General features: G+C 72.8%; 15 protein-coding genes. 6 read left to right on the top strand and 9 right to left on the bottom strand.

What is annotated here, in order from left to right:
- The first annotated feature begins 252 nt into the window (after positions 1–252).
- Positions 253–5,223 (top strand): NAD-glutamate dehydrogenase, encoded by a 4,971-nt coding sequence (locus AB0G74_RS28355; protein ID WP_361151729.1) that lies wholly within the window; start codon positions 253–255, stop codon positions 5,221–5,223.
- A gap of 169 nt (positions 5,224–5,392) precedes the next feature.
- Here the strand turns inward: AB0G74_RS28355 and AB0G74_RS28350 are convergent, their stop codons facing one another.
- The 3 genes from AB0G74_RS28350 to AB0G74_RS28340 form a co-directional block, all read right to left on the bottom strand.
- Positions 5,393–6,682 carry a glycosyltransferase 87 family protein gene (locus tag AB0G74_RS28350; protein WP_361151725.1) on the bottom strand — a complete coding sequence of 430 codons (1,290 nt, stop codon included), beginning with the start codon at positions 6,680–6,682 and terminating at the stop codon, positions 5,393–5,395.
- A gap of 175 nt (positions 6,683–6,857) precedes the next feature.
- Entirely contained in the window at positions 6,858–7,691 is an 834-nt protein-coding gene (locus AB0G74_RS28345; protein ID WP_361151799.1) for an ABC transporter ATP-binding protein, read from the bottom strand.
- A gap of 7 nt (positions 7,692–7,698) precedes the next feature.
- Complete coding sequence (locus AB0G74_RS28340; protein WP_361151796.1) at positions 7,699–8,574, bottom strand: ABC transporter permease; 876 nt, start codon at positions 8,572–8,574, stop codon at positions 7,699–7,701.
- A 237-nt stretch (positions 8,575–8,811) separates the two neighbouring features.
- Here AB0G74_RS28340 and AB0G74_RS28335 point away from each other — a divergent pair, with 237 nt between their 5' ends.
- Entirely contained in the window at positions 8,812–9,432 is a 621-nt protein-coding gene (locus AB0G74_RS28335; RefSeq protein WP_361151722.1) for a TetR/AcrR family transcriptional regulator, read from the top strand.
- Between the two features lie 299 nt (positions 9,433–9,731).
- Here the strand turns inward: AB0G74_RS28335 and AB0G74_RS28330 are convergent, their stop codons facing one another.
- From AB0G74_RS28330 to AB0G74_RS28315, 4 genes are all read right to left on the bottom strand, one after another.
- Positions 9,732–10,679, bottom strand: coding sequence for a carbohydrate ABC transporter permease (locus tag AB0G74_RS28330; protein WP_361151719.1), 948 nt, complete (start codon positions 10,677–10,679; stop codon positions 9,732–9,734).
- Positions 10,676–12,022 carry a sugar ABC transporter permease gene (locus AB0G74_RS28325; RefSeq protein ID WP_361151716.1) on the bottom strand — a complete coding sequence of 449 codons (1,347 nt, stop codon included), beginning with the start codon at positions 12,020–12,022 and terminating at the stop codon, positions 10,676–10,678. The genes AB0G74_RS28330 and AB0G74_RS28325 overlap by 4 nt, the downstream gene beginning before the upstream one ends.
- Positions 12,023–12,038: 16 nt before the next feature.
- Positions 12,039–13,391: an ABC transporter substrate-binding protein gene (locus tag AB0G74_RS28320; RefSeq protein ID WP_361151713.1), complete on the bottom strand. Its 1,353-nt coding sequence runs from the start codon at positions 13,389–13,391 to the stop codon at positions 12,039–12,041.
- Between the two features lie 398 nt (positions 13,392–13,789).
- Positions 13,790–17,266: an FHA domain-containing protein gene (locus tag AB0G74_RS28315; protein WP_361151710.1), complete on the bottom strand. Its 3,477-nt coding sequence runs from the start codon at positions 17,264–17,266 to the stop codon at positions 13,790–13,792.
- Positions 17,267–18,056: 790 nt separating this feature from the next.
- Here AB0G74_RS28315 and AB0G74_RS28310 point away from each other — a divergent pair.
- The 3 genes from AB0G74_RS28310 to prfB all read left to right on the top strand — a co-directional run bounded on the left by AB0G74_RS28310 (position 18,057) and on the right by prfB (position 22,671).
- The gene (locus AB0G74_RS28310; protein WP_361151707.1) at positions 18,057–19,844 is read left to right on the top strand and encodes a serine/threonine-protein kinase; all 1,788 of its coding nucleotides are present in this window, start codon (positions 18,057–18,059) and stop codon (positions 19,842–19,844) included.
- Positions 19,845–20,117: 273 nt separating this feature from the next.
- A complete protein-coding gene (locus AB0G74_RS28305; protein ID WP_361151705.1) occupies positions 20,118–21,365 on the top strand; it encodes a serine/threonine-protein kinase in 1,248 nt (415 codons plus the stop codon).
- Between the two features lie 187 nt (positions 21,366–21,552).
- On the top strand, positions 21,553–22,671 hold the full coding sequence (gene prfB / locus AB0G74_RS28300) for a peptide chain release factor 2 (protein WP_361151703.1): 1,119 nt from the start codon (positions 21,553–21,555) through the stop codon (positions 22,669–22,671).
- A gap of 22 nt (positions 22,672–22,693) precedes the next feature.
- On the opposite strand, the gene AB0G74_RS28295 is transcribed toward prfB, so the two are convergent.
- The gene (locus AB0G74_RS28295) at positions 22,694–22,966 is read right to left on the bottom strand and encodes a hypothetical protein (protein WP_361151700.1); all 273 of its coding nucleotides are present in this window, start codon (positions 22,964–22,966) and stop codon (positions 22,694–22,696) included.
- Positions 22,967–23,244: 278 nt separating this feature from the next.
- Here AB0G74_RS28295 and AB0G74_RS28290 point away from each other — a divergent pair, with 278 nt between their 5' ends.
- Positions 23,245–24,126 carry a hypothetical protein gene (locus AB0G74_RS28290; RefSeq protein ID WP_361151698.1) on the top strand — a complete coding sequence of 294 codons (882 nt, stop codon included), beginning with the start codon at positions 23,245–23,247 and terminating at the stop codon, positions 24,124–24,126.
- Positions 24,127–24,169: 43 nt separating this feature from the next.
- On the opposite strand, the gene AB0G74_RS28285 is transcribed toward AB0G74_RS28290, so the two are convergent.
- Positions 24,170–24,286, bottom strand: coding sequence for a hypothetical protein (locus AB0G74_RS28285; RefSeq protein WP_361151793.1), 117 nt, complete (start codon positions 24,284–24,286; stop codon positions 24,170–24,172).
- Positions 24,287–24,300 lie beyond the last annotated feature (14 nt).

Raw genomic sequence — 24,300 nt, 5'->3', positions numbered from 1 at the left:
AGCCGTGATCAGTGCGATACGCCCTGGGGGCAGAGCAGCCCCCGGTCCTCGCCCGGAGCGCCACCGCGCCCGGGCGATCGCTGGTCGCCGCGTACCGGTCCGGCTGTGGGATTCCCCTGGATTTCACCGATCGGCGCCCGGACATCTCACACAGCGGCATAACGTCGACCCCGACCGGACACCCCGGCCCGTGGCGTTGCGTCGCTTTCTTCCCCTACGTCACGCAACGGCGCGCGACAGGAGCCAGAGGACATGCAGACCAAGCTGGACGAAGCCAAGGCAGAGCTGCTCGGACGGGCGGCCCGGGTAGCCGAGAACGGTCCGGGCGGTAGCCATCATCCAGCCGGGCCCGAGCAGGGCGGGCGTCCCGACCAGGACCACCTGCTCGCCTACCTCCAGCGCTACTACCTGCACACCGCGCCCGAGGACCTGGCCGACCGGGACCCGGTCGACGTCTTCGGTGCCGCGCTCTCCCACTACCGGCTGGCCGAGAACCGGCCGCAGGGCACGGCCAACGTCCGGGTGCACACCCCGACGGTCGAGGAGAACGGCTGGACGTGCAGCCACTCCGTGGTCGAGGTCGTCACCGACGACATGCCCTTCCTGGTCGACTCCGTCACCAATGAGCTGTCCCGGCAGGGCCGCGGCATCCATGTCGTGATCCACCCGCAGGTCACCGTTCGCCGCGATGTCACCGGCAAGCTGCTGGAGGTCCTCTCGACCGCGGCCCGCGGCGCGAAGGACCTGCCGCACGACGCGCTGGTCGAGTCCTGGATCCATGTCGAGATCGACCGGGAGACCGACCGGGCCGACCTCAAGCAGATCGCGCTCGACCTGCTGCGGGTGCTCTCCGACGTCCGGGAGGCCGTCGAGGACTGGGAGAAGATGCGGGACGCGGCGCTGCGGATCGCCGAGGACCTGCCCGGCGAGCCGATCGCCGGGGACATCGCGGGCCAGGAGGTGGACGAGGCCCGGGAGCTGCTGCGCTGGCTCGCCGCCGACCACTTCACCTTCCTCGGCTTCCGGGAGTACGAACTCACCGACGGCGACTCGCTGGCCGCCGTGGCCGGTACCGGGCTCGGCATCCTGCGCTCCGACCCGAAGCACTCCGAGGACGAGGCGCACCCCGTCAGCCCCTCCTTCAGCCGGCTGCCCGCCGACGCCCGCGCCAAGGCCCGGGAGCACAAGCTCCTGGTCCTCACCAAGGCCAACAGCCGCTCCACCGTCCACCGGCCCAGCTATCTCGACTACGTCGGGGTGAAGCGGTTCGACAAGGACGGCAATGTGATCGGGGAGCGCCGCTTCCTGGGCCTGTTCTCCTCGGCCGCGTACACCGAGTCCGTCCGCCGGGTCCCGGTGATCCGCCGGAAGGTCGCCGAGGTCCTCGACGGCGCCGGGTTCACTCCCAACAGCCACGACGGCCGCGATCTGCTCCAGATCCTGGAGACGTACCCGCGTGACGAGCTGTTCCAGACCCCGGTCGACCAGCTCCGGGCCATCGTCACCAGCGTGCTGTACCTCCAGGAGCGCCGCAGGCTCCGGCTCTATCTGCGCCAGGACGAGTACGGCCGCTACTACTCGGCCCTCGTCTATCTGCCCCGCGACCGGTACACCACCGGCGTCCGGCTGCGGCTGATCGACATCCTGAAGGAGGAGCTGGGCGGTACCAGCGTCGACTTCACCGCCTGGAACACCGAATCGATCCTCTCCCGGATCCACTTCGTCGTCCGGGTCCCCCCGGGGACCGAGCTGCCGCATCTCACCGACGGCGACACCGAGCGCATCGAGGCCCGGCTGGTGGAGGCCGCCCGCTCCTGGGCCGACGGCTTCGCCGAGGCCCTCACCGCCGAACTGGGCGAGGAGCGCGGCGCCGAACTGCTGCGGGCGTACGGCGCCGCCTTCCCCGAGGGCTACAAGGCCGACCACTCGCCCCGCTCCGCCGTCGCCGACCTCGTCCATCTCGACGATCTGACCCACTCCGGCCGCGACTTCGCGCTCTCCCTCTACGAGCCGGTCGGCGCCGGTCCCGGCGAGCGCCGGTTCAAGATCTACCGCACCGGCGAGCAGGTCTCCCTCTCCGCCGTGCTGCCGGTGCTCCAGCGGCTGGGCTGCGAGGTCGTCGACGAGCGGCCGTACGAGCTGCGCGGCACCGGCCGGACCACGGCGTGGATCTACGACTTCGGGCTGCGGATGCCCGTCGTCGGCGCCAACGGCAACGGCGGCGGCTATCTCGCCGACGACGCCCGGGAGCGGTTCCAGGACGCCTTCTCGGCCGTCTGGACCGGGGAGGCCGAGAACGACGGCTTCAACGCCCTCGTCCTGGGCGCCGGGCTCAGCTGGCGGCAGGCGATGGTGCTGCGGGCCTACGCCAAGTACCTGCGGCAGGCCGGGGCGACCTTCTCCCAGGAGTACATGGAGGACACCCTCCGTAACAACGTCCACACCACGCGGCTGCTGGTCTCCCTCTTCGAGGCGCGGATGTCGCCGGGCCGCCAGAGCGCCGGGACCGAGCTGACCGACGGACTGCTGGAGGAGCTGGACGGCGCCCTCGACCAGGTCGCCAGCCTCGACGAGGACCGCATCCTGCGCTCCTTCCTCACCGTCATCAAGGCCACCCTGCGGACCAACTTCTTCCAGAAGGCCGGCGGCGGGGAAGGCGGACACCACGGCTATGTGTCGATGAAGTTCGACCCGCAGGCCATCCCGGACCTCCCGGCGCCCCGCCCGGCGTTCGAGATCTGGGTCTACTCGCCCCGGGTCGAGGGCGTCCACCTGCGGTTCGGCAAGGTCGCCCGGGGCGGGCTGCGCTGGTCCGACCGGCGGGAGGACTTCCGTACCGAAATCCTCGGCCTGGTCAAGGCGCAGATGGTGAAGAACACCGTCATCGTGCCCGTCGGCGCCAAGGGCGGCTTCGTCGCCAAGCAGCTCCCCGACCCGGCCGCCGACCGTGACGCCTGGCTCGCCGAGGGCATCGCCAGCTACCGCACCTTCATCTCGGCCCTGCTGGACATCACCGACAACCTGGTCGCGGGCGAGGTCGTACCCCCCGCCGACGTGGTCCGCCACGACGAGGACGACACCTATCTCGTCGTCGCCGCCGACAAGGGCACCGCGTCCTTCTCCGACATCGCCAACGAGGTCGCCGTCGCCTACGACTTCTGGCTCGGCGACGCCTTCGCCTCCGGCGGTTCGGCGGGCTACGACCACAAGGGCATGGGCATCACCGCCCGCGGCGCCTGGGAGTCCGTCAAGCGGCACTTCCGCGAGCTGGGCCACGACACCCAGACCCAGGACTTCACCGTCGTCGGCGTCGGCGACATGTCCGGTGACGTCTTCGGCAACGGCATGCTGCTGAGCGAGCACATCCGGCTGGTCGCCGCCTTCGACCACCGGCATATCTTCATCGACCCCGACCCGGACGCGGCCGTCTCCTACGCGGAGCGCCGCCGCCTCTTCGAACTGCCCCGCTCCAGCTGGGCCGAGTACGACCCGAAGCTGCTCTCCCAGGGCGGCGGCATCCACCCCCGTACCGCCAAGTCGATCCCGATCAACGCCCAGGTACGGGCCGCCCTCGGAATCCCCGACGGGGTCACCAAGATGACCCCCGCCGAGCTGATGCGGACGGTCCTCCAGGCACCGGTCGACCTGCTGTGGAACGGCGGTATCGGCACCTACGTCAAGTCGTCCGCCGAGACCGACGCGGACGTCGGCGACAAGGCCAACGACCCCATCCGGGTCAACGGCGACGAACTGCGGGTCAAGGTCGTCGGCGAGGGCGGCAACCTGGGCCTCACCCAGCTCGGCCGGATCGAGTTCGCCCGCTCCGGCGGCCCCGAAGGCACCGGCGGCCGGATCAACACCGACGCCATCGACAACAGCGCCGGAGTGGACACCTCCGACCACGAGGTCAACATCAAGATCCTGCTCAACGGGCTGGTCGCCGACGGCGATATGACCGTCAAGCAGCGGAACGCCCTGCTGGCGAAGATGACCGACGAGGTCGGCGTCCTGGTCCTGCGGAACAACTACGCGCAGAACGTGGCCCTGGCCAACGCGGTCGCCCAGGCGCCGTCGCTGCTCCAGGCCCATCAGCGGGTACTGCGCCGCCTCGGCCGGGACGGCGCCCTGGACCGGTCGCTGGAGTTCCTGCCCCACGACAAGAAGATCCGGGAACTGCTGAACGCGGGCCGCGGCCTCTCCCAGCCCGAGCTGGCCGTCCTGCTCGCCTACACCAAGATCACGGTGGCGGAGGAGCTGATCGGTACGGATCTGCCGGACGATCCGTACCTGGCGAAGCTGCTGCACGCCTACTTCCCGCAGCCGCTGCGGAAGAAGTTCCCCGCGGCCGTCGACGGCCACGCGCTGCGCCGGGAGATCATCACCACCATCCTGGTCAACGACACCGTCAACACCGGCGGCTCGACCTTCCTGCACCGGCTGCGGGAGGAGACCGGCGCCTCCATCGAAGAGGTCGTACGGGCCCAGACCGCGGCCCGGGAGATCTTCGGCCTGAGCACCGTCTGGGACGCCGTCGAGGCGCTGGACAACGAGGTCCCGGCCGATGTCCAGACCCGGATCCGGCTGCACTCGCGGCGGCTGGTGGAGCGCGGCACCCGCTGGCTGCTGGGCAACCGCCCGCAGCCGCTCCAGCTGGCGGAGACCGTGGAGTTCTTCGCCGAGCGGGTCGCCCGGGTCCGCGGCGAGCTGCCGGACCTGCTGCGCGGCGCCGACCTGGAGTGGTACCAGGGCATCCTGAACGATCTGGTGGACCAGGGTGTGCCGGAGGAGCTGGCGATGTGGGTGGCCGGGTTCTCCTCGGCCTTCCCGACGCTGGACGTGGTCGCCATCGCCGACCGTACGGGCCAGGACCCGCTGGAGGTCGCCGAGGTCTACTACGACCTGGCGGACCGGCTGCGGATCACTCAACTGATGGACCGGATCATCGAACTGCCGCGGGCCGACCGCTGGCAGTCGATGGCCCGTGCCTCCATCCGCGAGGACCTGTACGCGGCGCACGCCATGCTCACCGGCGATGTCCTCTCGGTCGGCGACGGCGGCTCGTCGCCCGAGGAGCGGTTCAAGGCGTGGGAGATCAAGAACGCCTCGATCCTGGGCCGGGCCCGGGCCACCCTCGACGAGATCCAGGGGTCGGACACCTTCGACCTGGCGAATCTGTCGGTGGCCATGCGGACGATGCGCCAACTGCTGCGTACCCACAGCTGAGCGGGGGTACGACCCGAGGGGCCGCGTCCGGGAGACCGGGCGCGGCCCCTCGGCCGTAGGGCGGCTTCGTACGGCTCCGGCGGCGTACGGCTCCGGGTGCGAGGGCCCGCGTACGGCTCCGGTGGCGTACGGCGGGGATTCCGTACGGCTCCGGTGGCGGGCGGACGGCTCAGACGGCGGCGCGCCAGAGGCGGCGGCAGGCCAGTACCGCCGCCGTGAGCAGCAGCCCGTTGCGGACGACCATCAGCGCGCAGCCCGGCACGGTCGCGCCGATCACCTCGTCGTAGTTGAGCGGATAGGCGAGCGCGCTGATCGCCGCCGCGGGGACCATCAGCAGGGCCGCGGGCCGCAGCACGGTCTCCCGGCAGGCCAGGCAGACCGCCGCCAGACCGAGCAGCCAGACCAGGTACTGGGGGCTGATCACCCGGCTGGTCACGGTGAACAGCAGGACGGCGGTGAAGGCCGCGTCGAACGGGGTCGCCGCGGTCCACCGCCGGGCCCGCAGCCGCCAGAGCAGCAGCCAGCAGAAGGCGGCGGCGGTCAGCGCCAGCGCCAGCCGGGCGACGGACGAGACATAGGGGCCGGTGAACTCCATCGCCCCGTACTGGTAGACGACCCGGCCGTCCCAGCCCGCGCGGTGCGCCAGCTGGAGGACCGTACCGCCGAGCGATTCGATCTGGACGCCCCGGGCGCCCTGCTGGCGCAGAAAACCCAGGGCGCCGTCGAAGAGCAGGACGAGGACGGCGAGCAGCCCGGCGGCGGCGGCCACGGCGGCGCCCCACGCCTCTTTGGTGGTACGGCCCCGGGGCGTGCCCAGCAGGGTCAGGACCGGCCACACCTTGATCATCGCGCCGAGTCCGGCGAGGGCGCCCCCGGTCAGTGGGCGCCGGCGCAGCGCGAGCAGCGCCAGGACGGCGACGGCGGTGACGGGGACGTCGTACCGGGCGAGCGGCAGATTCAGCAGCAGCGGCAGCCCGGCGACCCAGAGCCAGGCGCCCGCGGCGGAGCCCGTACCGCCGCCGGGGCCCGTGCCGGAGGCCGTACGTCCGGTTCGGGCCGCGCGGGCCAGCGCCAGGGTGATCACGGCGTCGCAGAGCAGGACGAGGGCGACGAAGGCATGGAAGTACGAGAGGAACGGCAGCGCGCCGGGGGCGAGCAGCACGAGCCCGGCACCGGGCGGGTACTGCCAGGTGACGTCCCCGGCCGGGAAGGCGCCCCGGGCCAGCCACTGCTCGTACCAGCCCCGGTAGAGCAGTCCGACCTCCCCGGCGACGCCGGTGTCGCCGAGCCGGTCCACGGCGAGCAGGACCAGCATCACGGCCCGGGTCAGCAGCCAGGCGGCGGCCAGGGCCGGGCCCGTACGCCGCCGGAGACCGGGCGGGCCGCCGGGCGGGCCCGAGGGGCCGGGGATCCGGACGCGGACGGGCGGCAGCGACGGGGAGGTCCTGTGAGGGCTCATGGCCGGGACGGTAACGTGACATACCGTGCCTTTTCGGTTGCGCCACGTCATGCGCCCCGGGAGCCCCGGGTGCCCCGGGCCGGTGGCGCCGGGAACGCCGGAAGCCCCCGCCGGGTTTCGGCGGGGGCTTCCGGTTCGCTCGCGGGACGGGCGGCGGGGCCGCGTCCCGGTGGGGCTACTTCTTGTTGGTGAACGCCTCGTACGCGGCGATGACCTCCTTGGCGGGGCCGTCCATCCGCAGGACGCCCGCCTCCAGCCACAGGGCCCGCTCGCAGGTCTCCAGGATGGTGCTGTTGCTGTGGCTGACCAGGAAGACCGTCCCGGCCTCCTTGCGCAGCTCGTTGATCCGGTCCTGGCTGCGGCGGCGGAACCTGGCGTCACCCGTCGCCAGCGCCTCGTCGATCAGCAGTACGTCATGGCTCTTGGCCGCGGCGATGGCGAACCGCAGCCGGGCGCCCATGCCCGACGAGTAGGTCCGCATCGGCAGGCTGATGAAGTCGCCCTTCTCGTTGATCCCGGAGAAGTCGACGATGTCCTGGTACGCGGCGTTGATCTCGGCCCGGGTCATCCCCATGGCGAGCCCGCCGAGGATCACGTTCCGCTCCCCGGTCAGATCGCTCATCAGGGCCGCGTTCACCCCGAGGAGCGACGGCTGGCCCTCGGTGAAGACCTTGCCGTCGGCGGTCGGCAGCAGCCCGGCGATCGCCTTCAGCAGGGTCGACTTGCCGGAGCCGTTCGAGCCGATCAGCCCGATGGCCTCGCCCTTGTACGCGGTGAAGGTGACGCCCTTGACCGCGTGCACCTCGCGGATACCCGGTGCGGGCTTGCCCGACTTGCGGGCCTTGCGCTCCTTGCGGGAGATGAGCCGGCTCAGTGCGGCCGTGGCGCTACCCCTGCCCGCGCGGCCCGCGTTCACCCGGTACTTGATGTGCACATCGTCCGCGATGACCGTCGGCACCCGCTCCGGGACCGATCCGGCAGGTGTCGCCAATCGGTCCGCTGTTGTCATCAGATTCTCAGCCACGGCCGTACCGCTCCTCCGCCTTCCAGAAGTACATGAAACCGCCCACCCCGAAGAGCACGGCCCAGCCGAGGGCGACCGCCCAGACGTGCGGCGGCAGCTGGGCCGCGGTGTAGCTGTCGATCAGTGCGAAGCGCACCAGGTCGATATAGACCGCCACCGGGTTGTACTGCAGCCCAAGCATGACCCACTCCGGCAGGTCGTGGTTCCTCAGGACCGCCGAGATGCTCCACATCACACCCGACGCGTACATCCAGGTACGCAGCACGAACGGCAGCAGCTGGGTGATGTCGGGGGTCTGCGCCGCCAGCCGGGCCAGCGCCATCGCCGCCCCCGTGTTGAACACGGTCTGCAGGGCCAGCGCCGGGACCGCCAGCAGCCAGGACCAGCCGGGGACCTGGCCGAAGCCCAGCAGGATCGCCGCCAGGACGCCCATCGAGAAGAGCATCTGCTGGAACTGCTGGAGCGCCAGGGAGATCGGCAGGGCCGCGCGCGGGAAGTGCAGCGCGCGGACCAGCCCGAGATTCCCGGTCACGGACCGGGCACCCGCCATCACCGAGTCCGAGGTGAAGGTCCAGATGAACAGGCCGGTGATCAGGAAGAGGACGAAGTCCGGGACGTCCTTGCTGGTGCCCAGCAGTATGCCGAAGATCACGTAGTAGACCGCCGCGTTCAGCAGCGGCGTCGCCAGTTGCCAGAGCCGGCCGAGGCTCGCCTGGCTGTACTGGGCGGTGGTCCGGGCGGTGGCGAAGGCGCCGATGAAGTGACGCCGCGCCCACAGCTGCCGTACGTACCGGACCGCGCCGGGCCGCTCCCCGCTGACGGTGAGCCCGTACCGCCGGGCCAGCTCGCGCGGGGACTCGGCACGGATCCGTCCCGGGTCCGGGACGCCCGTCGATACCGAGGGGGAGAGGGTCGGGCTGGTCACTCTGGTCGCTTTCGCCGGGAGCCGAGAGGGGCCGGTCGGTGCCGGCGGGGGTCCGGGGCGGACGCCGAATCGGTTTCGACGACGGGACGGGCCCGTTTCGTCGTAACGCTGGTAACGCGAGAGTAGGGCGTAGGTGCGTCGGGACGCAACCGTTTCGTCGTCACGGGTATGCTCCTCGGCATGACCACCGACCCGGATCCGCGACCGCCGCGCACCCCGCGGCGCGCGCCCGCGGGCGCCGCCGTACTCCGTGAGGAAGTGACGGAGGCGATCCGCGCCGCCGTCTTCGAGGAGCTGGCCACGGTCGGCTTCGCCCGGATGTCGATCGAGGGCATCGCCCGCCGGGCCGGGGTCGGCAAGACGGCGGTCTACCGCCGGTGGAAGTCCAAGCTGGCCATGGTCGTGGACCTGCTCTCCGCCTTCGCCGCGCAGGGGCTGCCCGCCCCGGTCACCGGATCGCTCTACGGGGACGTCCGGGCGCTGCTCGAAGTCGCGTCGCACGCCCTCCGCCACCCCGTGGCGTCGCAGATCATCCCGGACCTGGTGGTGGAGTCCGCCCGCAGCCCCGAGATCGCGGACGCGATCAAGGCGGCGCTGGTGGACAGCCAGCGGGGCATGGCGACATCGATCGTGCGGGACGCGGTCGCCCGGGGCGAGCTGCCGCCGGGCACGGACGCGTACCGGCTGCTGGACGTGGTGGTCGGGCCGCTGTACTGGCGGGTGGTCGTGGTCCGCGAGAAGCTGCCGCCGGGGTATCTCGACGCGCTGGCCCGCGGCGCGGTCGCCTCCCTCCGCGCGTAACCCCTCCGGGGCGGCCGGGGGAGTCCCACTCCGGGGCGCGTCCTCCGCCCGACCGGGCCCGGTCGGGCGGAGGCAGTCAGGGGCGCGGTGAACCGTGCGACCGGCCCACCACGGTCCGCGGACCGGATCCGGTGGACGGGAGCCGTACGGTTCCGGCGCACCTCAGGCGCGAGACGGTGGTGTCACCGGAGCGCGCATCCGGTCCGCGCCCCGTCCGTGGCCGAGCGCGCGGTTCCGCCCCCTGTGTCTTCGGCGATGAGGACCCCGGCGCCCCTGACCGGCGGGCCCCGGCCGGGGGGTTACTTGACCGCGCCCGCCATCACCCCCGAGACGAACTGCCGCTGGAACGCGAAGAACACCACCAGCGGGATCAGCATCGACAGAAACGCCCCCGACGCGAGGATGTCGATGTTGTTGCCGAACTGGCGGACCTGGCGCTGGAGCGCGACCGTGATCGGGGCGCCGTCCGTGTCCGCGAAGATCAGGGCGATCAGCATGTCGTTCCAGACCCACAGGAACTGGAAGATCGCCAGCGACGCGACCGCCGGAGCCGCCACCGGCAGTACGACGCGGAGGAAGAGCCGCAGTTCACCGGCGCCGTCCAGCCGTGCGGCCTCCAGCAGTTCGCGCGGGATCTCGGCGAAGAAGTTCCGGAGCAGGAAGATCGCGAACGGCAGCCCGAAGGCGACGTGGAAGAGCACCACCCCGAGGGTCGTCTCGAAGATCCCGATCGCGCCGAAGAGTTCGGAGACCGGGATCAGCGCGACCTGGACGGGTACCACCAGCAACCCGACGACCAGCATGAACCACCAGTCCCGGCCGGGGAAGTCCAGCCAGGCGAAGGCGTACCCCGCGAGCGCCCCGATCACCACGACCAGCACCGTCGACGGGACGGTGATCATGACACTGCTGAGCAATGAGTCGGTGATCGCGTCGTTCTCCAGCAGCCGTTCGTAGTTCTCGGTGGTCAGCTGGGCCGGTGCGGTGAACACCTCCCACCAGCCGCTCGCCGCGATATCGGACGGTCCGCGGAGCGACGACACCAGCAAGCCGACGGCGGGCATCAGCCAGAACAGGGCGATCAGCAGCAGAACGACCTGGACGGCGCCCGAACCGGCCCGGGCCGCGAGCCGGGAGATCAGCGGAGGCCGCCCGGTGCCGCCGTCGGGACTCCCCGGGGCGCCCGGGCCCGCCGGACCGGTGTCCGCCCGGGGCCTGTCCGCCGGGGTCCGGCGTGTGGACGTCATCGGCGGACCTCCTTCCGTATCCGCCGGATATTGATCACCATCACCGGGATCACCAGCAACAGCAGCAGTACCGCGATCGCGCTGCCGACCCCGAGGTCGGCCGCGGGGCCGAAGGACGACTGATAGAGCTGGAGCGCCAGGACGTTGGCATCGTCCTGGGCCGAGCCCGGCGCGATGATGTACACCAGGTCGAAGATCTTCAGTACGTTGATCGTCAGGGTGATCAGCACCACCACCAGGACCGGTGCCAGCAGGGGGACCGTGATCCGGCGGAAGACCTGCCATTCGTTCGCGCCGTCGACCCGGGCGGCCTCCAGCAGTTCCCGGGGCACGCTCGCCAGCCCGGCCGCGATCAGCACCATCGCGAATCCGGCCCACATCCAGACATAGCTGCCGATGATCGCCGGGGTGACCAGGGAGGGGCCGAGCCAGCTCACCCCGTCGTACGGTTCGCGGAAGTTGTCGGCGGGCAGCCGCAGTACGGCCCCGTCGGCGGCGGCGGGCAGGGTGAACGAGCCGTCGGCCCCGGCCCTGGCCGACGCCACCACCTTCCCGTCCTTCACCGCCTCGATCGCGAGGCCCTTCAGCCCCCGCTCCGCCGGGTCGGTGACATTGGGTTTTCCGCCGCCGCCCCGGGTGAAGTCCAGCCAGGCCGTGCCGCCGATCCGCCCGTCGCCCGCGACGGCCGGTGCCGCCGCCGGTCGCGCGTCCGACGGCATCCGCCCCGGCGGCACCCCGACCAGCGGCAGCAGTACGGGTTCGCCCGCCGTCACCGGGGTCTCGGTGACGAACGACCCCCCGCCGCCCGGCTTCAGCGGATGGACCGGCAGCGGCCGGGCCCGGGGGAAGGCCGATGACTCGTTGAAGGTGTCGTGGACCCCGACCCAGACCGCGTTGGCCAGGCCGCGGTCCGGATCCTGCTCGTAGACCAGCCGGAAGATGATGCCCGCGGCCAGCATCGAGATCGCCATCGGCATGAAGACGACCAGCTTGAACGCGGTGGCCCAGCGGATCCGTTCGGTGAGTACGGCGAAGATCAGCCCGAGGGCGGTGGCGACGGTCGGGGCGAGCACCACCCAGATCGCGTTGTTCTTCACCGAGGTGAAGATCGCCTCGTCGGTGAAGATCTCCCGGTAGTTGTCGAACCCGGCGAAACCGGAGCCCGACTGGTCGAAGAAGGAACGGTGGACCGAGTACCCGATGGGGTAGACCACGAGCGCGCCCAGCAGTACCAGCGCCGGCAGCAGAAAACCTGCGGCCAGGACGGTACGGGAGCCGGTCGCGCTCTTGCGCGGAGCCGCGGGGGGCGACGGCCGGCCGGCCGGGCCCCCCGCCTGCGTCACGGAGGACACCAGGCCGTCAGTTCTTGTACGCCTTCGCGGCGTCGGCTTCCAGCTTCGCCTGGGTGCCCGCCACGTCCTTCGGGTTCTTCAGGAAGTCCTGGAGGATCTTCCAGAACCCCCGGCCCGGCGTCCCGCCGAACGCCTGCGGCATCTGGTCGGACATATCGAAACGTACGTCGTCACCCGCGTCGATCAGCGCCTTCGCGATGCCCCGCTGGACCTGGTTGGGGTAGGCGGACAGCTCCAGCGCCTTGTTGGGCGAGACGAAGCCGCCCGCGGCGGCCTGGATCCGGGCCGCGTCGGGGGAGGCGAGGAAGGCGAGCAGTGCCTGGGCGCCCTCGCTGTTCCGCAGCGCCACCGCCGCGTCCCCGCCGGTCACCACCGGTGCCTCGGACCCCACCGCCGGGAAGGGGAAGACCTTGGCGTCCGTGCCGAGTTTCGCCTCCGTCTCGCCGATGTTGACGCCGACGAAGTCGCCCTCGAAGACCATCGCGGCCTCGGGGGTGGCGCCTCCGGTGAAGGTCTGGGTCACCGACTGCGGGAACGGGGTCTGGAGCGCGCCGTCCGCGCCGCCCGCGATCAGTTCCGGCCTGCCGAAGAGTTCGGCGAGGGTGGTCAGCGCCTCGGTGACCGAGGGGTCGGTCCACGGGATGTCGTGCTGGGCCAGCTGGTCGTACTTCTCGGGGCCCGCCTGGGAGAGGTAGATGTTCTCGAACCAGTCGGTGAGGGTCCAGCCGTCGGCGCCCGCCACCGAGACCGGGGTGACACCGGACGCCGAGACGGCCTCCGCGGTCTGCAGGAACTCCTTCCAGGTCTCGGGTGCCTGGACGCCCGCGCCCTCGAACGCCGCCACGTTGTACCAGACCAGGGACTTGTTGGCGGCCTTGTAGTAGACGCCGTACTGCTCGCCGTCGACCTGGCCGATTCGCTGCCAGCCCGCCGCGTAGTTCTTGGTCAGCTGGGCCTTGGCCTCCGGGCCGACCGGCTTGGCCCACTTCCGCGCCACGGCCTGCCGGATCGCGCCCGGCTGCGGCAGCAGCGCCACATCGGGCGGGCTGCCACCCGCGATCTTGGTGCCGAGGAAGTTGACGATCGGGTCCTGGGCGGGGACGAAGGTGACCTTCGCGCCCGTCCGCTTCTCGAACTCGTCCAGGACCTTGACGAAGTTCTCCTGCTCCTTGCCGGTCCACACCGCCGCGACCTGCACGGTCTGCCCGTCGAGCTTCGGCAGCCGGATCGTTGCCGCCGCGTCCTTCCCCGTCTTCCCGCCGTCGCCGGAGTCGTCGTCATTGCCCTTGTCGCCGCAGCCGGCGACGGTGAAAGCGCTGACGACGGCCCAGACCACCGCTGCCTTCGCGACCTTGCTCATGCGAAGAGGTGTACGCATTTCTGCCCCGTTCTCTCCCTCGGCGCTGAAGCGTTGCGTGTCAGGTCTATGCCTGGGCCGCAGGGCTCGCAATCCGCCGGGAGCGTGGCGGGCGCTTTCGTGATCCCTCTGTGACGTGATGTCCCGTCAAAGGTGTTGGGGGTGGGGAGAGTCGGTGGATTCGGGGCGTACGGAGAGGTGTAAGGGGCAGGAGGAGAAGGCGAGTTGGGCGTGACGGCGCTCGCGCGGGTGACCCGGGGGGCGTGCCGGAGCGCGGTGCTCGTACGCCCCGGAGCCGGAGCCGGAGCCGGGCGCCGAAGTGTGGCGCTCGTACGCCCCGGGCCGGAGCCGGGCGCCGGGACGTCGTGCCCGTACGGTCCGGCTCCCGCGCCCGGCGCCTGTCAGGAGACGGGAGAGAGCGGCGGCAGCGGGGTCGCGTCCACCGAGCCCGCCGCCCGCTCCAGCGCGCTCGCCAGCAGCGCCAGATCGGTGGGCCCGTTCCCCAGCTCCCGGACCGGTCTGCGGGTCGGCGGGTCGCCCATCCGCTCCCACTCCAGCGGTACGACGGTGGGGCGTAGCGTCGCCGTACGCGGGATCCGGCCCGTGACCCGGCCGCCCTGGAAGGGGGTGACCCGGCCGTCGGGGTGGCCGAGGGCGCCCCGGCCGGGCAGCGGGGCGTCCTGCCCGGGGGCGGTGGACGGCGCGTCGAGGACGGCCCGCAGCCGGGCGGCGTGCGCCAGGTCGGTGTCCGCCGTCCGGTCCGGACGGGCGGAGGCGGCGATCAGATGGACCCCGAGTCTGCCGCCGTCCCGGGCGACGGCCTCCAGAGCGCGGACGACGGACCCGGCCGCCGGGCGGCCCGTACTGCCGAGGGCGGGGGCGACGAGGGCGTCGAAGTCGTCCACCAGCACCACCAGCCGGGGCAGCGGCCCGGGGACGGGCGCGGGTCTGGTCCGGCCGCCGGGGCGGAGCCGCAGGGTGGAGCTGGGCGGGGAGTCGAGATCGCCCCGGCCGGTGATCCGGGGGTCGGCGGACGCGGTGTCGGGACGACCCGGCCGGAGGGTCCGGCCGCCCGCGGTGTCGGCCCGCGCGGCGGCGGAGACCCGGCGCGATCCGACTCCGGCGCCGTAGCCGCCGTCCTGCTCCCCGGCGACGGGCGAGCGGGGGCCGACGACCCGGCCGGACGCCGTACCGCGGCCGGTGTCGGGACCGGCGGCGGCATCGGAGCCGTAGGACCTCGTGGCGTCGGAGCCGTACGAAACGCCTGGCCGGACCGGAGGGCGCCCGGGGCCGGACCGCGCGGTGTCGCCGCTCCGGGCGTCCCGGCTGTCCCTGGCGTCCCGGCCACCCTGGTCGTCCCGGGCGTGCCAGGCGGCGAAGTCCGTACCGTCCAGCAGCTCGGCCCGGCGCTTCAGCTCCGCGCCCAGGGCCTGGGCGAAGGTCCGCATCCGTATCGGGTCGGTCGCGGCCAGATGGTCGGTGACATGCGGCAGCTCCGTACAGACCGCGAGTCCGGCGCCGCGCTCGCCGCCGCCCGCGCCGTCGACCAGCAGCAGCCCCAGCCGGTCGGGACGGCCCGCGGCGGACAGCGACGCGGCGATCGAGCGGAGCAGCTCCGTACGGCCGCTGCCGGGCGGGCCCTCGATCAGCAGATGCGGGCCCTCGGCCGTCAGATCGACCGCCAGCGGGCCCCGGGGCCCGGCGCCCAGCACCGTCACTGGCGCGGGCTGATCACCGGCCTCCGCCCAGCGGGCCATCAGGGACGCGGGGGTGGCCCGGGCCAGGCCCAGCTCGTCCAGCAGCCGGGCGGAGCGGGGCAGCGCCACGGCCCGGCCCCCGGCCCCCTCCGGGGCGGTGCCGCCCTCGGCCCGCAGCGGCGCCAGGGCCCGGGCGAACCGCTCGGCCCAGGCCGTCGACACCGCGTCGACCACGGCCGGGGCGCCCTGCCCCGCGGGCAGTCCGCCTACGGTCCGCAGTACGCGCAGCGCCGTCGCCACATCGCCGCTGAGCATGCCGACGGCGCCGCACTCCCGGAACGGGAGGGACGCCGCGCAGGCCGTCTCGTACACCGCGGCGACCGGGGAGAGCGGGGACGCGGCGGGCGTCTCGGCCAGCACGATCAGATGGATCCCGGCCGCCCGGCCCGCGCCCGCCAGCCGGGCCGCGGTCTCCCGCAGCGCGGCGGAGCCGGGATCGCCGTCGACGACGACGACCGTCCTGGGGCCCTCGTACCCGGCGGCGACCTCCTCGACGGCCGCCCGGTCGGCGCTCGGCCAGCCGGGGCCCAGCGGACCGGCGTCCAGCCGCCGGGTCAGCTCGGCGGTCCTGGCGATCGCCTGGTCGCGGTCGTACGCCAGCAGCAGCCGGCAGTCCTGGCCGTGCGCGGGCCGCAGCTGGGGCAGCCAGCCCAGCCACGCCCACTCGGCCCGGCGCTCCTCGACCGGGCGGTTCCGGTCGGCGGAGATCAGCACCAGCTCCAGATCGGCGGGGGAGTGCAGGGCGGCGAGCTGGGCGACGGCCCAGCGGGCGGCCCCCGCCAGCCGGGCCCGGGGACCGGCTATCCCGAGGGAACCTGCCTCCCGCAGCCCGACGGTCACGGGCACGGCGGCCAGACCGTCCCGGTCGGCGGTGCCCAGCCGGAGCACCAGGGACTCGGGATGGTCCGGGCCGCGCTCCCAGAGCCGGGGTCCCGGACCCACGGCGGTCAGCAGTACGGCCGCCGGATCCGGCCAGGTCTCCGCCGTCGGCGGGGCGGGCGGTACGGGCGCGGCGCCGCTGTCCGGCGGCTCCGGGAACGACCCGGCGGCGTCCGGCTCGCGGTCCCCCTTGAAGCGCCGGGCGGCCCAGGCGCCTATGCCGCCCTTACGGCGCGCTCCGCCCCGGGGCTCGTCGGCGCCGGGCTCCCCGGCCCGGGGGTACCCGGGGTTGGCCGCGTGGGTGGCGTCGGCGGGGTTGGTGCCGAACACCCCGGACGTCCCGGACGTCCCTGATGTCCCGGACGTCCCGGGCGTCCCGTGCGTCTCCGGCGCGGGGGCGCCCAGCGGGTAGGGCCCCGGAGCGTAGGGCGCACCGGAGGCGTTCGAGCCGTACGAAGCGGGCGGGGCGGTTGAGGTGTTCGTGTCGTACGGGCTGTGCGGGGTGCCCGGGGCGCCCGTGCCCCCGGCGGTATCGGCATCGGCGCCTGCGTCGGCGGTGTCCGGCTCGCCGGGCCGTTCCTGGGCGCGGGCCGGGAGCCTGAGGTGCCCCTCGCCGTCCGGGGTGGTCGGCAGCGGCTCCGTATGCCCGCCGGAGGCGAGCCGGAGCGTCGACTCGCCGAGCCGCAGCAGCGCCCCCGGCGCCAGGGGCACGGGCCGGGAGCCGACGGGCCGGCCGTCGAGCGCCGTCCCGTTGGTGGAGCCGAGGTCCGCGACGGTCACCCGGCCGTCGTCCGCGACGACCACCTCGCAGTGGACCCGGGAGACGTCGGGATCGTCGAGCGGGACGTCCGCGTCCGCGGAACGCCCTATGCCGACCCGGCCGCCGTGCAGGAGATGCACCCCGCCCGCGTCGGGACCCGCGACCACATGGAGCTGGGGCGTCGAGTCCGTACCCGAGGGGCCGTGGTCGCCGGGGAAGTGGAGGGAGAGGACCGCGCCGTCCACCAGGGGCGGCTCGCCGAGGGTCCGCCGCTGGGCGTCCAGCCGCTCCCCGCCCGCGAACAGCACGGCGGGCCCGGACGCGTCCGGACCTGCCACGGCCGCCGCCAGACCCGAGGCCACCGCGGCCAGCGCCGTCCCCGCGGGCGCGGTGACCAGCACATCGCACGCACGCGGTCCCGCCACGGGCCCCGCCGCGGCCTGTCCGCCGCGCGGCGCGAGAACGGTCAGCCGGATCTGCATCGCCGTCAGCAATCCCTTCTGGCACAAGTAACCGGCAGGGAAACCGCCTCGTCGCCCCCACCCGGCAGGTCGGCACGCCCCGGGGATCCCCCGCCCGCGAAGGCGTGCTGGGGGAATCCTCGCACCTGCCACTGACAACACGCCCGGGTATCGCCAAGAAGTGATCATGATTGGTCCGCTCCGGCCGGAAAAGTGCGCCCCAAAGCCCCGATTCCCGACGCCGAACCCCTCCTCCCCCTTCTCGCGCGCGCCTCCTCAGGGCCGGGAAGCCGGAGAGCGTTCCGGGCCGCGGGGAACCGCGCGACCAGCCACGTCCGGTCCGCGGACCGCGAACGACATCAGGCCGCGGGGCGTAGCCCGGGTCATGGGGCGGCACCGGAGGGCGGAGGCGCCGGGTACCCCTCCACCGCCGGTGGCACAACGCGCGGAACCGCGTGACAAGAGCCGCCCCGCGCACCGTGACATGCGCCGCTTCGCGAGGCACCTGGCAACCACCGGGGAATCAGCGGCGTCTCCTGTTCGAACGGTGTACGACCGGTGTACGACGACGACCGACGATGTTCAACGGCGCCCGGCGGCGTTCAACAGCGCGTTCGACCGTCGTACAGCGGCGTCCGACGGTTCTCCGTACCGCCGGGACCGGGGCCGAGCGCCCCACCCGTCCCCGGGGGCCTGTGGACAACCGAACGTCATACCGTTCGACCCCACTAAAGTGGTGCGGAGCGCCGACCGTCGGCGCCCCGCGCCTGGCGGGGATGGTCCGGACCACGATCAGCAGGGAGCGCAAGACGTGCGGCCTGTAGGCAGCAAGTACCTCCTGGAGCAGCCGCTCGGGCGCGGAGCCACGGGCACCGTCTGGCGTGCCCGGCAGCGGGAGACCGCCGGGGCCGAGGCCGCCGTGCCCGGTCAGCCCGGCGAGACCGTGGCGATCAAGGTCCTCAAAGAGGAGCTGGCGAACGACGCGGACGTCGTGATGCGGTTCCTCCGCGAGCGGTCCGTCCTGCTGCGTCTGACGCACCCCAATATCGTCAGGACCCGGGACCTCGTCGTCGAAGGCGATCTCCTCGCCCTCGTCATGGACCTGGTCGACGGCCCCGACCTCCACCGCCAGCTGCGCGACAGCGGCCCGTTCACCCCGGTCGCCGCGGCCCTGCTGACCGCCCAGATCGCCGACGCGCTGGCCTCCAGCCATGCCGACGGCGTGGTCCACCGCGACCTCAAGCCCGCGAACGTCCTGCTGCGGACCGACCCCGACGGTCAGCTCCACCCGATGCTGACCGACTTCGGGATCGCCCGGCTCGCGGACTCGCCCGGCCTGACCCGGACCCACGAGTTCGTCGGCACCCCGGCCTATGTGGCCCCCGAGTCGGCCGAGGGCCGTCCGCAGACCTCCGCCGTCGACATCTACGGCGCCGGCATCCTGCTCTACGAGCTGGTGACCGGCCGCCCGCCGTTCGCCGGGGGTACGGCGCTGGAGGTCCTGCACCGCCATCTGAGCGAGGAGCCCCGGCGGCCCACCACGGTTCCGGAGCCGCTGTGGACCGTCATCGAGCGGTGCCTGCGCAAGGAGCCCGGCGAGCGGCCCAGCGCCCAGAACCTGGCGCGCGGACTCCGGGTCGTCGCCGCCGGTATCGGGGTGCATTCCTCGTCCGCCCAGGTCGACGCGGCCCTCGGAGTCGGCGCGCTGCTGGCGCCCGACCCGGCGCCCGCCCCCGTCCCAGAGACCCCCGGCGCCGCCGACCCCACGCAGGTCCTGCCGCACGGCGCGGCCCCCGCGGGATACGACCCCGCGGCGGCCACCAGCGTGCTGCCGCACACCTCGGGCCCGGCCGGTGCCGCCGACCCGACGAGCGTGCTGCCGCACACCGGCGCCCCGGACCCGACGGCCGTCATGCCGCCGGTGCCGCCGCGCCCCGAAGGACAGCCCGGCGGCCCGGGTCCCGAGGACCCGCACCCCTGGCAGTCCCAGCTCCGCGCCGCCCGCGACCGCAACGAGCAGACCCAGGTCCAGTACTTGGACCCCGGCCAGGACCCGCTGGCCCGCAGGCCCCAGCGCCGACCGCAGCAGCCCCCGCAGGGCCCGCCGCATCAGGGACCCCCGCAGGGTCCGCCGCCGGGACACCACCAGCAGCAGCAGTACGCGCCGCAGCCGTACCAGCAGCAGCGTCCGCAGCCGCCGCAGCGCCAGCAGTACGCGCCCCCGCCCCAGCAGGTCCAGCCGTACACCCCGCCCCAGCAGCCGCAGCAACCCCAGCAGCCGCAGCAGCCCGCGCCGCGCCGTGAGCGCGAGCCCCGGCAGCCGCGCCAGCGCAGCGCCAACCCGATGCGAATCCCGGGTCTGGGCTGTCTCAAGGGCTGTCTGTTCTCCGTGGTGATGCTGGTCGTCGCGGGCTGGCTGATCTGGGAGCTGACCCCGCTCCAGGGCTGGGTCGCCGAAGGCAAGGGCTACTGGGACGCCATCGGCGACGGCATCTCGACCGTGACCGGCTGGATCTCCGACCTGGGCGGTTCCGATTCCGGCTCCGGCGACGGCGGCGGCAACGGCGGTACGGGGAACGGCACGGGCAACCAGCCCTGACACCGGTGAACCCGATGAACCGATGAAGCGGGCAGGGGCGGGATCGCGGCGGTACGCGACCCCGCCCCTCCGCCGTCCCCGGGTTTCCGATTGCCACCAGGCTGTCGTTTTATCGACTTCCGAATGGGTGAAAACGGCCGGACTTCCCTCCGATAATTCCGGCGATATCCCTGGAATTCGCCCGGAGCGTACGTGTCGTGATCCCATCCGGGGCACATGCCTCCCCGACGGCCGCGTACGTTAAGGGCAACGCCAGCCGCTGAGGGAGCAGTCTTGGCACGGAATATCGGCAGCCGGTACACGGCCCATCAGATCCTCGGACGGGGCAGCGCGGGCACGGTGTGGGCCGGGGAGGGCCCCGACGGGCCCGTCGCGATCAAGCTGTTGCGCGAGGACCTCGCCGCCGACCAGGAACTGGTCGGCCGCTTCGTCCAGGAGCGGACCGCCCTGCTCGGGCTCGACCACCCCAGGATCGTCGCCGTCCATGACCTCGTGGTCGACGGCAACGACCTCGCCCTCGTCATGGACCTGGTCCGCGGCACCGATCTGCGGACCCGCCTCGACCGGGAACGGCGGCTCGCGCCCGAGGCGGCCGTCGCGATCGTCGCCGACGTCGCCGACGGGCTGGCCGCCGCCCATCGCGCGGGGATCGTCCACCGCGATGTGAAGCCCGAGAACATCCTGCTCGACATGCAGGGCCCCCTCGGTCCCGCCGGTTCACACCCGGCGCTGCTGACGGACTTCGGCGTCGCCAAACTCATCGACAACGCCCGCCGCACCAAGACCACGAAGATCATCGGCACCCCCGACTATCTGGCGCCGGAGATCGTGGAGGGCCTGCCGCCGCGCGCCGCGGTCGACATCTACGCCCTGGCCACCGTGCTCTACGAGCTGCTGGCCGGGTTCACCCCGTTCGGCGGCGGCCACCCCGGTGCCGTACTGCGCCGCCATGTCACGGAGACCGTCGTCCCCCTCCCGGGCATCCCCGACGACCTGTGGCAGCTGATCGTCCAGTGCCTGGCCAAGGCGCCCGCCTCCCGGCTGCGCGCCTCCGAACTGGGCGTACGGCTGCGCGAGACCCTGCCCGGTCTCGCGGGCATCCCGCCGCTGGACGTCCGCGACGTCGACGGACCCGCCGAGGACGACGACTCCGTACCGACGGAGCGGTACACCAGGGACCTCGAAACCGGCGACGAGGCACCCGCGCCCCGCCGCCGGGGCGCGGTCCCCCTGGTCCCCGGCGCCGCCCCGGCGGACGCCAACCGCGACACCCACACCTCCATGCGGGTCCCGGCCCCCGACGAACTGGCCGGAGGAGCGCACGGCACCGCCCGCGCGCCCCGCAGCCCCGGCCAGCGCCGCCCCGGCTCCGCCCGGAACAAGGGCACCAGCCGATCGGTCCGCCTCCGCCGGGGTGTCGCCGCGCTGCTGGTGGCGGTGGTCGTCGGCGTCGGCGGCTGGCTCGCCACCTCGAACGCCGACGCGCTCCCGCAGGCCCCCGCCCCCGCCGGACAGCGCTAGGCCGTCGCCGGGCACGCCCCCGGCGCGCACCTGGAGCGGCACGCGCCCGGAGCCGCCGGGGCGGACCCTCCGCACGGCCCGCCGGGACCGGCCCTCAGCCGCATTCCCCCCGGTGGGAGCCCCGGCGGGGCACGGGGCCACCACCTGGCGGGCCGGGTCGGGCCGGGCAGCCGTTACGCTTGGACGCGTGGCAGTCGTCGATGTATCCGAAGAGCTGAAGTCCCTCTCCGCGACCATGGGGTCGATCGAGTCCGTTCTGGACCTCGACAGGATCAGGGCAGACATCGCCGTGCTCGAGGAGCAGGCGGCCGCCCCGTCCCTCTGGGACGACCCGGAGGCGGCGCAGAAGATCACCAGCCGGCTCTCCCACCTCCAGGCCGAGCTGCGCAAGGCCGAGCACCTCCGCGGCCGGATCGACGACCTCGGGGTCCTCTTCGAACTGGCCGAGGCCGAGGACGACGCCGACACCCTCGCCGAGGCCGAGACCGAGCTGGCGGACGTCCGCCGCGCGGTCGACGAGATGGAGGTACGTACCCTCCTCTCCGGCGAGTACGACGAGCGCGAGGCCCTCGTCAACATCCGCGCCGAGGCGGGCGGCGTCGACGCCTCCGACTTCGCCGAGCGGCTCCAGCGGATGTACATGCGCTGGGCCGAGCGCCACGGCTACTCCACCGAGGTCTACGAGACCTCCTACGCGGAGGAGGCCGGGATCAAGTCCACCACCTTCGTGGTGAAGGCCCCCTACGCCTACGGCACCCTCTCCGTCGAGCAGGGCACCCACCGGCTGGTCCGTATCTCCCCCTTCGACAACCAGGGCCGCCGCCAGACGTCCTTCGCCGGTGTCGAGGTGCTGCCGGTGGTCGAGCAGTCCGACCATGTGGAGATCGACGAGTCCGAACTCCGGATCGACGTCTACCGCGCCTCCGGCCCCGGCGGCCAGGGCGTCAACACGACGGACTCGGCGGTCCGGATCACCCATATCCCCACCGGCATCGTGGTCTCCTGCCAGAACGAGCGCTCCCAGATCCAGAACAAGGCGAGCGCCATGAACGTCCTCCAGGCCAAGCTCCTCGAACGCCGCCGCCAGGAGGAGCAGGCCAAGATGGACGCCCTCAAGGGCGACGGCGGCAACTCCTGGGGCAACCAGATGCGTTCCTACGTCCTCCACCCGTACCAGATGGTGAAGGACCTCCGTACGGAGTTCGAGGTCGGCAACCCCCAGTCCGTCCTCGACGGCGAGATCGACGGCTTCCTGGAGGCGGGCATCCGCTGGCGCAAGCGCCAGGACCAGGCCCAGGAGAAGTAACCTCCGGGCCAGGACCCCGTTCCTACGGCGAGAGCGCCGGCCCCCCGGGGTCGGCGCTCTCGGCGTTCCCGGGAGCGGTGGCGGTGGCGGAGGCGGCGATTCGGATATCGAACGGGGTGGATTTCTTCACCGCGAACTCTTCGCCGGAGGGGGCGGAATGCGCATCGACGAATGCGCTATCTATGTCGATCATGGAAGTCGGGGCGATATCGAAGAGGAGTTGGATCACCTCATTCGAAATGGCCCGCGTGTCGATTGAGTGTCCGAAAACGGGGTGAGCGGTGGGGACGATCACTCCGGCTTCTTTGTCGACAAGACGGTAAAGCCGGTTCCCTGTGGGGGGAGTTCAGCCTATCGGGTCACAGTTGAGTCGCCTCTGGTGCGGCAACCACCCCTATATCGGGCATCGTTCGCGGAACCGGCTTGACGCCTCCTCGGATACTGGACAGGCTGGCGCGCGGCATGCGTGTTTTCAGGGCGTGGGCGAGCGGGGTGAGGACAGTGGTTCTCCTCTGAGTAGCCGCCCCGGAGACCCGGCTCCATTGACGAATAGCTACTGGGGGTAGCAGGTAGATGACGAAGAAGACGCGAATCCGCGTGGCACGTATCGCCGCCGGCGCGGTGATCGCTGCAGGCGCGTCGCTGACGGTGGCCGGAGCGGCCTCCGCGTTCACCGGTGAGACGTCCGCCGACGTCAGCCTGGGCATTCAGAGCGACGGCGAGACCAATGGCGGCGCCACCGGCGCCGGTGGCGTCGACGGCGGCAATGACGCCGGTGGTGGTAATGGCACCCCCGGCGGTGGTGAAGGCGCTCCCGGTGGTGGTAATGGCACTCCGGGCGGTGGTGAAGGCGCTCCGGGTGGTGGTAATGGCACTCCGGGTGGCGGTGAAGGCGCTCCGGGTGGTGGTAATGGCACTCCGGGTGGCGGTGAAGGCGCTCCGGGTGGTGGCAACGGCACCCCCGGCGGTGGTGAAGGCGCTCCCGGCGGTGGTAACGGGACCCCGGGTGGCGGTGAAGGCGCTCCGGGTGGTGGCAACGGCACCCCCGGCGGCGGCAACGGGACCCCGGGTGGCGGCAACGGCACCCCCGGCGGCGGCAACGGCACTCCGGGTGGCGGCAACGGCACCCCCGGCGGCGGTGACGACGGCGGTAACGACACCGGCGGCGGCAACAGCCACGGCGGTCAGAGCACCGGCGGCAACGGCGGTAACGGCACCCAGGGTGGCGGGAACTCCACCGGTGGGTCGAACGGTGGCTCGACCGGTGGTGGGAACCAGACCGACACCAACAACGCCGGGTCCCAGCCCGTCCAGCAGGGCGAGGCCAAGGAAGAGCTGGCCGAGACCGGTGCGATGGAGGTCACGTTCCTGCTCGTCGGGGCGGCGACCATGATCGCCGGTGGTATCGGGTTCCGGATGCTGCCGCGTCTCGTCGGCGGGCGCGCCGCCGTCTGACTGACGGCACGATGACGGGGTGAACCGGCCGGGTCACGGCCGGTCACCCCGGTTGACAGCGAATACGACGAGGGGCCCGGCCCTCCGCGAGCCGGCGGCGCAGCCGCAGCAGCTCCCGGTCGGTGTCGATCCACGCCCGCAGCCGGGGCCATGCGGTCAGCAGCGCCTCGTGCG

The organism is Streptomyces sp. NPDC020875, from assembly GCF_040641415.1.
Classification (GTDB): domain Bacteria; phylum Actinomycetota; class Actinomycetes; order Streptomycetales; family Streptomycetaceae; genus Streptomyces.
This window is presented reverse-complemented; position numbering and strand designations above follow the sequence as displayed.